General features: G+C 51.4%; 8 protein-coding genes and 2 pseudogenes. 2 read left to right on the top strand and 8 right to left on the bottom strand.

Going from position 1 to position 10,040, the window contains the following annotated elements; translation table 11 throughout:
• Positions 1–561 precede the first annotated feature (561 nt).
• From ACR0JW_RS23560 to ACR0JW_RS23530, 7 genes are all read right to left on the bottom strand, one after another.
• On the bottom strand, positions 562–1,830 hold the full coding sequence (locus ACR0JW_RS23560; protein WP_480714583.1) for a S8 family serine peptidase: 1,269 nt from the start codon (positions 1,828–1,830) through the stop codon (positions 562–564).
• A 70-nt stretch (positions 1,831–1,900) separates the two neighbouring features.
• A complete protein-coding gene (locus tag ACR0JW_RS23555; protein WP_170682757.1) occupies positions 1,901–2,923 on the bottom strand; it encodes a sulfotransferase family protein in 1,023 nt (340 codons plus the stop codon).
• 53 nt (positions 2,924–2,976) lie between these two features.
• The gene (locus ACR0JW_RS23550) at positions 2,977–3,261 is read right to left on the bottom strand and encodes a hypothetical protein (RefSeq protein WP_480714582.1); all 285 of its coding nucleotides are present in this window, start codon (positions 3,259–3,261) and stop codon (positions 2,977–2,979) included.
• A 25-nt stretch (positions 3,262–3,286) separates the two neighbouring features.
• A complete protein-coding gene (locus ACR0JW_RS23545) occupies positions 3,287–3,610 on the bottom strand; it encodes a hypothetical protein (RefSeq protein WP_170682759.1) in 324 nt (107 codons plus the stop codon).
• Positions 3,611–3,698: 88 nt separating this feature from the next.
• The gene (locus ACR0JW_RS23540; protein WP_170825296.1) at positions 3,699–5,054 is read right to left on the bottom strand and encodes an HlyD family type I secretion periplasmic adaptor subunit; all 1,356 of its coding nucleotides are present in this window, start codon (positions 5,052–5,054) and stop codon (positions 3,699–3,701) included.
• Positions 5,054–6,835, bottom strand: coding sequence for a type I secretion system permease/ATPase (locus tag ACR0JW_RS23535; RefSeq protein WP_480714581.1), 1,782 nt, complete (start codon positions 6,833–6,835; stop codon positions 5,054–5,056). The genes ACR0JW_RS23540 and ACR0JW_RS23535 overlap by 1 nt, the downstream gene beginning before the upstream one ends.
• 176 nt (positions 6,836–7,011) lie before the next feature.
• Positions 7,012–7,932, bottom strand: a complete 921-nt coding sequence (locus ACR0JW_RS23530) for a hypothetical protein (RefSeq protein WP_480714580.1) — start codon at positions 7,930–7,932, stop codon at positions 7,012–7,014.
• 392 nt (positions 7,933–8,324) lie between these two features.
• On the opposite strand from ACR0JW_RS23530, the pseudogene ACR0JW_RS23525 reads away from it, so the two are divergent.
• Together ACR0JW_RS23525 and ACR0JW_RS23520 are read left to right on the top strand one after the other, a co-directional pair.
• A pseudogene (locus ACR0JW_RS23525) lies at positions 8,325–9,076 on the top strand (IS5 family transposase).
• 142 nt (positions 9,077–9,218) lie between these two features.
• A complete protein-coding gene (locus ACR0JW_RS23520) occupies positions 9,219–9,653 on the top strand; it encodes a hypothetical protein (RefSeq protein ID WP_480714584.1) in 435 nt (144 codons plus the stop codon).
• Positions 9,654–9,663: 10 nt separating this feature from the next.
• Here ACR0JW_RS23520 and ACR0JW_RS23515 read toward each other — a convergent pair.
• A pseudogene (locus ACR0JW_RS23515) lies at positions 9,664–9,837 on the bottom strand (site-specific integrase); the annotation flags it as partial.
• Between the last annotated feature and the right edge of the window lie 203 nt (positions 9,838–10,040).

Here is a 10,040-nt window from a genome sequence, read left to right as displayed (position 1 = left end):
CGATCTCTTCGGGCTTCGGTCTCTTGTTTGCCATTCGTGGTCCTCCGTTTCCTAAACATAACGGTCGACCAGTTCAGTTGGGGAGGCTCAGTATGACCGGTATCTGCCGGGTGGTCCTGAAGCGCTTGAGGATCGACTACAACACCCAGAGATCGCACACATCGCTTTGTGGGCTGGCTCCAGCCGTTTTCGCCAATCTCAAATACGCCTCCCAGCCCGCTTCGCCTGAGCTTCGTAGCGGCTCCGCTCAGCAGGCCTTGCCGCAACCTAATCACGAGTAAGAAGCAGGAGCGGATTCTACATTCAATCGAACTAAATCAAGAGGCTGGGTCTCTCGCATTTAACGAATGGCGTACCGTTCACCTACAGCATACGAAACTACGACGTTAGTCAGATGGTTCTTGATGAGAGAGTTCGACCTGTCGAACCGTCGCCAGCCGCTGACCGAGAAGACATATTGGGGTAAGAGCTGTGGGCGGGTTCAGCACTGGGAAAGCGCAGATCAGTCAGACTTTGGGAAGGTGGAATTGGAGCAGCGCATAGCCTTTGGCTGCAATGTACTTACTGGTTTTGAGTCTTGCTCCTAATAGCCTGTTCAGTCAGTACAGGAATGCCGCGGACGGCGACATTGGTGTTGAGGGCATCGCTGATTATGTGTTGCTTTAGCTCGGATCCTGACATGCCCGGCGAGGAAGAGATCAAAGTCGCCGCATAGGCCGCAACTTTGGGTGCAGCGAAACTGGTGCCGGAAAAAGCGGCAGGCTTGCCGTCAAAACGTTTGACCTGTGTATCCTGTGCAGATACGGCAATCTCGACAATCCCCTCACCAAAGTTACTATGACGCCAAAGGGCGCGTTCTGACAAGTCAGTTCCGGCCACCACCAGAAGATTTGGGGCGCTGTACGATGCCGGAAAGCTCGGGAATTGGCGCAAGTCCCGCCCGCCGTTTCCCGCAGCAGCCACAAAAAGGATTTCGGGGTGACGTTCGATTGCGCGCAGAAACTCGGGCCATTTCTGAGGTCTTCCAACCTGAACAGAGACGACGCGCGTGTTAGATGAAGAAAAGAAATCAGTGGCTTCAAGGATCTCCGCGCGGGAAATCGGGGAAAACCTAACAGGCACGATGCAAACATTTCTAGGCGAGTAATCAATAATGACACTAGCGACCAATGAACCATGGCGTCGCGGGTTGAAGATCGATTTCCTCGGGTCCAACGCTCTGGCAGGATAACCGTAGTCGAATGGACGGGCATCTCGTTCCCAAAAGTCCGCTCCGATCAATTGGCCATCGTGGTTGTAAGCGAGACGCTCAGCAATGTCTTTTCGCAAGTAGTTGACTCCGTTGTCCAAAAGTCCGACGTGTGTGCAATTCTGACTTTGTCCTGTCGGAGGATCTGGATTTAGTGGAAATGTCTCATTGTTAGGAGTCAAATCCGGACCCAATCCTCGCAAGACTGTTGGAATTGGACTGCGGTCCGAGTCCGCATATTCGACCAATCTGCCACCAATGATCCGGCAATCTCCTCGGGCTACGCCTCGGATCAATGCCCGGCTTTGGGCGGCTGGACCATCAAATACATCAGCAAAGATAAGCCGCTGCGCGCCTTTTGATACAATAGATATCCTCAATCGCTGCCCTGACTTCAGTTCCCAATCACGCAATTCAATTGTGGCCCCCGCTGGCAATTTTCGGTTATCTGTTGCACGCAAATGTGCCTGTGGGACGGGAGATATGTCCGGATAAGCACAGGTTGCGGCGATTGCCTGTCTTACAAGCTGATTTTCCGGTTCGTATTGCGCGTCTGCCTGAGAGCACAGTACAGAGAACACGATTGCGCTCAGTGCGGACAGCAACCGTCGGAAATGCCCCGTACCCGGCGCAAAATTATGTGTGTTGCGCTTAAAGCCGATATCCGAATTCCCCCAATTTCAATCCTGTGGCCATTTCAAGACGTTTGTTCGAGGCGGCGAACATTTCGGTGAAAAGGTTTTTCAGATTTTCGGGGACATTCAGATCAATGTCTCCTATCGGCGATATCTCGTTAATTTTTTGGGCCGCTTGCGCGATTGGGATTCGAAGCATGTCGTCTGCAAGACGGTCATGCGGCACCGCTACGTTTAACTCATTGTGAAAGTACGATCGCATGCGGTTCATGTTGAATGGTTCAAAAAAGCGCGTGCCAAATTCGCGGGGAAACCGTTCATTGTACCGGCGCAACTGCTCATACCAGCTTAGAGATTCCGATTGAGAGTTGACCTTTTTCAGCTCACTGATGTTGTCCTCGATCCCAAGCGCGTTCGCAATTTTGGACAAAAAGGCGCCCGAGTTGGATTTCAACTCTTCAAACGGCAGAATGCACACGTTATTCTTGCCGAAAAGGTCGCTGTAACACTGGAAAATGTTGTCATAGCAAATGTCAGAGCACCAGCTTCTAACCTGATAAAGATATGTGTATTCCAGATACTTGCGATAAGTGCCCCCATAGCCGCCCTTGAGCAACTCCAGATAAAGCGACTTCAGAAAGCTGAACTGTTCGCGAATGATGATGATGATGACGGTGTCCGGCCCAAACAGTTGATGTATCCGTCGCGCTTTGTCTGCCGTGTCAACTTCGTTCCCAAGTGCAAATGACAGGAATTCGTTCGAAAGGCCAACTGCCTTGTATTTCTCCTGCTCGGCATGTCGGAAACCGGGTTTGAGCAGCTTTGTGCTTGCGTCAACATCCCAGAGGAACTGTTTCTTCAATCGCAGATCGACTTCGGAAACCTGCTCGACCCCTTCGTCTGAATACGAGTTTCCCTTGCTTTCGAACCCAAGGCCCAAATGAAAACACTCTGGGTGAATGGCGAAGTAAAAGTTCTGTAGCGAGCTTGACGCACTCTTTGGAAAGCCTATGTGAACGTATCGCTTGGGCTTCGACATTTCTGCATCCAGTATTTATCTTTTGATCTTTAAATCCTGAGAAAGTAAGCGTCTTATCGCTCGGTCAGGTCGTTGGGCATTTTTACTGGACCGCCTTTTTTCATATCCTGATTTGGAGGACGACCGCCGGGTCGGCGTCCCCCTTGTCCAAACGTTTTTTGCATTTTTTCGCCAACTGCTTGAAATGCCTGATTCAAGGCATCGACGTGCATTACAATCTGAACCTCGGGCGAAGGCTTTCCATTGTCCTTAATGCTGAAAGTAAGTTTCACGAGCCCAGTCTTTACGTCTGGTTCTACGTTTGAAATCTCTTCTACAAAAAAACGCGGGTAGGGCATTTAGCTTCCTTCTACTGGCGGGCAGTCATACAATCGGATCGTCAGGTGATTGGTCTTCTTCGCTCAGATCCTTCAGTTGAGCGCCTTTCTGGCGACGTTGATCTCCGTCTCCCTCACGCCCCTTTAGCGTTCCGTCTTCCTGCAGCCGTCCAACCATCTCGCGGATCACGCCCACGGACCTCATAAACCCCTGCAACGGCAGATTTACAGTAAACGTGGTGTCCTCGGGCTTAACCGGTTCATCCGGATGGTATTGTCCGTCTTTGTCTGGTCGGACAATGGAACATTCCAGTCTTACACAACCGTTTACAAACTCTGCATTGTGGATTCGATGTGCAAACAAGTCCATTTCGTGCTCCTAGCAAAAACATAGTGCCGGCCAAGGCTGAATTTCAATTCAACAAACACCAATACCTGCCTGCCGTTCAAGGAGAAAATCAAGTTTCCCGAAACGCCCGGTCGCTATATCTGAAAACGGGTTCAAGAAGATATTCCCAAAATGTGCGGGACGGTGTTTGCAAAAAGACTTCGACAGACATGCCAGGCAACAATGAAATTCCTTCGCCAAGCTGAGTGATTTGGTCCTGTTCGATTTCGATTTTGGCAAGATAGTAATTTTCTCCGGTCGCACTGTCGACGATGCTATCGGCAGAGATGGATAACAGTGTCCCGTGGATCCTGGGCAAATTACGGCGTGGATATGCGAGAAGCACGACAGAGGCAGACAACCCGGGGATCACGACATCGATGTCGTTGGGGTCAACCCATGCCTCCAGCATCAGTGGTTCGTCTTTCGGAACGATTTCAACGACCGTTTCACCGGCTTCCACAACAGCGCCCTGAGTGTTCACCGACAGCTCGATCAACGTGCCGCTAACAGGTGCGGTAATTATGGTGCGCTCAAGCGTATCAACATATGCAGAGTACGTCGCCTGAGCATCGAGCATATTTTGAGCGACCGACAAAGTTTCGCTTGTCGTCGTCTCCAATTCCTTGGCCCAGGTGTCCTGGGCCCCAAGCCGGGCTTCTTTTATGGCTTCCATGAGGGTGTGAATTTGTCCCTGCCGCTCATGCCTCAACTGTTCAGCCTGAGTGCGCTTGATCAGGTTTTCCACCATCGTGGCGCGGCGCTCCAGTCCGCGCTCTCGCATGGACTGTAATACGTCTCCCTCCTCAATAAGGAGTTCAAGTTGCCGATCAATACTGAGGAGTTCTTTTTCTAGGCCAACGATCTGCACTTTGTAGTTGAGAATGGTTTGATGGCTTAACTCATCGGCGGCTTTAAGCGCGGCTTGCCTGCTGTAGAAATGTGAGCTTTGAAACTGCAGCATCTCGACGGCACCCTTAATTTCCTTTGCCCGCGCGGTGAGCTCCTCGGAAAATTCCAGTTGGTAGGAGAGATCCTGTTTTGAGATATAGAGAGTTTCCAGTCTTAGCCGCTCGAGTTCAGCCTGCAATGACACGATCAGCAAAGACTGTTGCTCGACCAGAGCCAACGCCAGCGTGTCGTCGAGCAGAATCAAGGGTTGACCCGCCTCGACTCTGTCGCCGTCCTCTACGAGTATCTCCTTTATCACGCCGCCTTCCAGATGTTGGATTGTGCGCCGTGCCTTTTCCGTGCTGACGACACCGTTGGAAATTGCGGCCCCATGTATGGGAGCAGTCGCCGCCCAGTAGCCAAAACCGCCAAAGAACGCGAGCAGTGTCAAAAGCCCAACGAAGAGAGGCGAAACAACCCGCCTGCCAAGCGAAATCAAATCAATTGGTGTGTTGGTTGGGAGTCTCTCGTTCATTAGGAAGTTGCCTTTGGCTGAATCCGCCGCTTAGCTTCGTTTTCCGCAATCTTTCGAGGGCCGGGTGAGATGTCTCCTTTCGCAATCTCTCGTAACACCTGTTCGCGCGCACCGACCGTAACCAGATTGCCATCCCGAAGGTAAATTAAAGTGTCGCATTTATTCAGTAGAGACTGCCGTTGTGTGACAAAGAAGATTGTCGCTCCACGCTTTTTCGCCTTAGATATCGCATCAGCAAGATACTCCTCAGAAGTTTTGTCCAGCGAGGTTGCCGGTTCATCCATGACAATCAACGACGGATTATTGTAGAAGGTTCTGGCGATCAAAACTTGTTGAATCTGCCCGCTGGACAACGCCTCAAATCCACCAGCTCCGATCCTTGTCTCGTATTTCTGGTGAAGGTTCATTATCGCTTCATTAACACCGGCCAAACGGGCGGCCTCTACAACGGCACGTTTTGTTTCGACGTCTTCTCCCGTCGCAAAACGCGATATGTTTTCTTCAATCGTTGCCGGTAATGGCGGCTCGTTTTGAGGCAGATATCCGACATGAGCGCCAAAGGATTCCCCGACCACCCGCGAAATCTCGACATCGTTTACACGTACACTTCCGCTTGTTGGTGGGATTGCGCCGACAAGCATTCGGCAAAGGGTGGACTTACCAGATCCGACGGGGCCAATGATACCAACACTGCGGCCGGCAGGAATTTCCAGCGACAGTGGCCGCAATACCGGACGTCGGGCCCCAGGCGGCATGAACATCGCTTGACGGAGTGATAGCGAACACCCACCTTCGAGCGTAAATGTCGTGGTTATGCCTCGTTCATTGGATAGGCTGAGTTGGGTATCCAGAAAGGCGGCACTGTCCAAAGCTCCGCGTATTGACCTGAATGATCCAATTGCTTTGTCCACCGGAGACAGCGCAAGGCCGAGCAATATCGAGCCCGCAATCATCGTTCCCATTGTCACTTCTGCCTGAAGAACCAGGAGCGCGCCGACGCCGAGAATCGCGATTTGTGCGCAAGTTCGCAAGAACTTGTTTAGTTGCTGAACCTGTATGGTCCAGCGCATGCCGCCGATCAACTTGGAAGAGGCATTCAGGTTATTTGTGTTCAGTCTATCAATCAATCGACCGCTAATGCCCATAGTCGCCACAGCTTCACTTGACTCAGCTGCAGCCGCCAGAGCTGCCATACCTTTTTCCTTCTCACGCTGCCCGTCTGCTACGCGTTTTTGGGTCAGCAATTCTCCTATGATTGAGGTAAAAAGCAACGCTCCAAACGCGACTGTTGCTACGGCACCCAGATAAAAATGAAGCCAAAAAAGGATGGCAATAAACAGGATTGACCACGGCACCTCAAGCAAACACATGATCGTCGGTGACGCGAAGAACTGGCGTAGCTGACCCAACTCACGCATCATTCGCGACGACAGATACTGATTGTTGTGTATGCGAGGCTTCATTGATGCTGACGCGACTCTGCTAAAGAGCGTTTCGTCGAGCCATGCGCCGATAGTCATCTGAGTTTGCGAAATTGCGTTGGCTAGAAGTGCAGAAGCCAAAAGGGCGATAAAGGCTACGATAGAGATAGAAACCAGCGTCTCGACACTTTCGCTGGACATTACCCGGTCGATAACCTGTAGCATGTAAAGTGGAACGGTTAGTCTAAGTAGGTTAGTAAAAACGCTGAACGCGAGAATAGGTATAGCGAACGGGACCAGCTTCTTAAAAATAGTCGCAACTATTCCTGACTTTTCTTTCTTCTTGAGTCCATTAGACATTCTTGATGTCTGGTCGGAGTTTTTGGTCAATGTGCTTGTTTTTCACCCCTTTAGGCATTCACAGCATATGTTAAGTTCATGTGCTGTAAATACCGGTCTTTGTTTTCAACCAACCAGATCAATTATGAGACCATATTGGTTTGCGAAATCACGTTGGTGATATCGAATGACGAACCTCAAGTGATATAGTCGTAGTAGTCGTATGACCAACCAGACCATCCAAAGTCCCAGCCATAATACCAGCCATAATCCCAATAGGATCCGCTTGAGTAGCTCGAGTAGTCGTAGGATTGGTACCAGCCGTAATCCCAGCTATATGTGTACTGCCAGCCGTATCCGTAGTACCAGCCGTAGTCCCAGCTGTACGAATACTGCCAGCCATAGTCATAGTACCAGCCGTAATCCCAGCTATACGAGTACTGCCAGCCGTATCCGTAGTACCAGCCGTAGTCCCAGCTGTACGAATACTGCCAACCATAGTCATAGTACCAGCCGTAATCCCAGCTATACGAGTACTGCCAGCCATAGTCATAGTACCAGCCGTAATCCCAGCTATACGAGTACTGCCAGCCGTAGTCATAGTACCAGCCATAATCTAAGCTGTATGAGTACTGCCAGCCATATCCGTAATACGACCCGTAGTCCAGATACTGTGTCCAGCCATACATCCAGTCATAATACCAGTCATAGTGCCAGCCATAGCCCCAGCCCCAGCCGTAGTACCATGAATAGTCATAGTGCCAGCCATAACCCCAGTCCCAGCCGTAGTACCATGAATAGTCATAGTGCCAGCCATAACCCCAGTCCCAGCCGTAGTACCATGAATAGTCATAGTGCCAGCCATAACCCCAGTCCCAGCCGTAATACCACGAATAGTCGTAGTGTCCGCCGTAGTTTAGACCCCAGCCGTAATACCATGAATAGTCGTAGTGCCAGCCGTAGCCCCAGCCCCAGCCGTAATACCACGAATAGTCGTAGTGTCCGCCGTAGTTTAGACCCCAGCCGTAATACCATGAATAGTCAGTATGCCAACCGTAATACCAGTCAGTATCATAACCTGGCGGCTCTTTGTGCCACCCATAGTGAAAATCTAACATCGCACGTTCCCCCCGAAACGTTACGGACTTACTGGAAGTTTCAGCAAATCAAAAACTAAATAATAATTCGACGTTAACATTCTAATAGTGTTCTGACAAGGAGAGCGATCCTGCCTCGCTGAAATGGGACTCCGCATTGGACATAGAAACAACGGGAATACTAAAAACGCAGGGCCAAGCTGGGAACTTTTTGGCGGGTTTTAAGGGGGTCAAGTATCTTTTGCGGCCGGCCCTCTGACAAGGGTCAACGCAATGCGAAAGTTGTCATACTAGAGCCGTTCTTTTTCCTTTGGCGCAACAACTAATTGTGTTGGACGACGACGAACTTAGGGTCAGGGTGCATTGATTTTGATGTGCTGCGTGATTCACGGCTTAGAAAACGGATCGGTGGCATGAGCGATCTTTTCTGGTTGAGCGACCAGCAGATGGTCAACCTCTCCACTTTCTTCCTGAAGTCGCACGGCAGGCCGCGGGCACATGATAGAAGGGTACTAAGCGGGATTATCTTCATCAACCGCAATGGGTTACGATGGCGAGATGCGCCAGGGGTCTACGGGCCACACAAGAAGCCTAGACAGTCGGCGGAAACGTTGGCGAGATAGGCATCTTCGCCCAGATGATGGTCGGCCTGGCTGCCGAACATGGCGAGGAAAAAACCGTGATGATTGACGCGACGTATCTACAGGCCCACCGCACCGCGACCAGCATGAGCGCGAAACAGGGGGCGTGGCTGCCTGATTGGTCGAACCAAGGTGGCATGAACACCAAACTGAATGCCATCTGCGACAGCCAAGGGCGCCTCTCAGCCTTTTCGTCACCGCTGGTCAAGTCAGTGATTGCATCCGCGCGCGCGCGCTGCTGAGCAGCATACCAAATGTGGGCTGGCTGCTCTGGGACCGTGGCTATGTTGCCGACTGATTCCGGGACGCGTTGAAAGACAAGGGGATACGCGCCTGCATCCCGGTCGAAAGCAACGCAAGACTACCGTGAAGTACGACAAACGCCGATACAAACGGCGAAACAAGATTGAGATCATATTCGGCAGCTCAAGGAATGGCTGCGTTTGGCCACACGTTACGACCGATGCTCAAAGGTCTTTCCATCAACAATCGCTCTCTCGGCGACCGCCACATACGGGTTATGAATCCAGGACCTAGGGTTGTGATCCACCGCAAGATGACCTCTCGGGCATTTTCTGACGCCTCAAACTGCACTGGCCTTGCGGTCTGCCGCCGGGTTGCGGAAGCTCGGACTCGCACCGAATTACAAATGATGAGATATTCGACATGCAAACGCACAAGATCACACCCTCGCGGTTTGCTATTGATGGCATGGTTGAAGAGGGTAAGGTTTCGCAGCTTGGTTGCGAGTTCAAGCCGCGCACGGATTGCCCAAACTTGTTCTGGTTGCAATGGTTTTTTTGCCCGAGGAGCCGTCCCTTGTTCCAGGGCGGGCGACTTGGTGCAGTCGTGGGAAGCCGGATTTTGGAGATCTTGGTTTCTCCGATCGCTCTCTTCCGCCTCAAGATTCGACGCCGCGTCGACGAAAGCAATATCCATCGCTTTCATAGATCAACCGGCCCACAAACGAAGAAGTCATCAGGTTCTGCCGTTTTCGATCTTTTTGCCCATAACATCTGCTGCTTGCCCCATGTGGGCGTCTGCAAGGTGCGCGTCGCGTTGTCGGCGGATTCGTATGTCCCAAAAGTCTGCGTACGATGAGCAGGCTTAGACCGCTGGAAACCAGATGCGACGCGTGCGGGTGCTGGTTATCATGTATCCGGTAGTTTTCTAGATGTGCGGTCTTTGTGACTGATCGCCAGAACCTTTTCAAATCCTTGAAAGGATGCTCTGGATCGCGTCCAGAGAATAGCCAAGTGCCTTGCAGCGCTCTCTCCCTTGGCATTTCCGACAACAGAATAACGGCCGTCGAAGACATAAGCAGATTGATCCTCCCCCTCTGAAGTGGTCCACCGTTATGGTTAAGAAAACGGAGGAACCACATGGCGAACAAGCGCCCGAAGCCGGAAGAGATTGTCTCGAAGTTGCGACAGGTTGAGATATTGATGGGGCAAGGCATGTCCCGTCTGGATGCAATCCGGCAGATTG

Source organism: Ruegeria sp. BG6 (assembly GCF_056538465.1).
Note: the sequence above shows the minus strand (reverse complement) of the source record. Positions and strands in the feature narration are given on the sequence as shown.

What these genes read in the sequence shown, in the direction of transcription:
- ACR0JW_RS23555 (WP_170682757.1), bottom strand. Translation starts at nt 2,923, where the DNA reads ATGTCGAAGCCCAAGCGATACGTTCACATAGGCTTTCCAAAGAGTGCG.
- ACR0JW_RS23550 (WP_480714582.1), bottom strand. Translation starts at nt 3,261, where the DNA reads ATGCCCTACCCGCGTTTTTTTGTAGAAGAGATTTCAAACGTAGAACCA.
- ACR0JW_RS23545 (WP_170682759.1), bottom strand. Translation starts at nt 3,610, where the DNA reads ATGGACTTGTTTGCACATCGAATCCACAATGCAGAGTTTGTAAACGGT.
- ACR0JW_RS23540 (WP_170825296.1), bottom strand. Translation starts at nt 5,054, where the DNA reads ATGAACGAGAGACTCCCAACCAACACACCAATTGATTTGATTTCGCTT.
- ACR0JW_RS23535 (WP_480714581.1), bottom strand. Translation starts at nt 6,835, where the DNA reads ATGTCTAATGGACTCAAGAAGAAAGAAAAGTCAGGAATAGTTGCGACT.
- ACR0JW_RS23530 (WP_480714580.1), bottom strand. Translation starts at nt 7,932, where the DNA reads ATGTTAGATTTTCACTATGGGTGGCACAAAGAGCCGCCAGGTTATGAT.
- ACR0JW_RS23520 (WP_480714584.1), top strand. Translation starts at nt 9,219, where the DNA reads ATGCAAACGCACAAGATCACACCCTCGCGGTTTGCTATTGATGGCATG.